Annotated in this window: 1 pseudogene; it reads right to left on the reverse strand. The window is 75.8% G+C overall.

What is annotated here, in order from left to right:
* Positions 1-450, reverse strand: a pseudogene (locus FV228_RS32625) (restriction endonuclease subunit R); the annotation flags it as partial.

Below are 450 nucleotides of genomic sequence, written 5' to 3' on the forward strand. Positions count from 1 at the left end.
GGGGCCACCGGGGCCGGCTCGGCGAGGCGCGGGCGCAGCAGGGCGTAGCGGAGCCCGATCGCGTTGCTCTCCAGCGGCGTGATCCCCCCGGGATCCTCGTCCCGCCACGGGGTCCGCTCCGGCACGAGCGCGGTGGCCGGCCGCTCGCGCTTGGGCCGCACGCTGCTGCCCTGCTCGGTCTCCAACTCCAGGCGGAACCGGGCGAAGAGCGGATCGTCCGGGTGGAAGATCAGCGCCTGCTGGTTGTCGTAGGGGCCGGCATGCGGATCGACCCGGGTGGCCCGGGCCAGCATCTGCTCGAGCCAGGGCCGCGAGCGGATATGCGTCAGGGCCGCCACCACGGCGACCTCGGGGGCGTCGAGCCCCTCGTAGGCCATTGCCACCGTGACCAGCACGGCGGGCTCCGCGGTCAGGCGGAACGCCGCCAGGGCCGCGTGGGCGTCGCCCTGG

The organism is Methylobacterium sp. WL18, assembly GCF_008040015.1.
Classification (GTDB): domain Bacteria; phylum Pseudomonadota; class Alphaproteobacteria; order Rhizobiales; family Beijerinckiaceae; genus Methylobacterium; species Methylobacterium mesophilicum.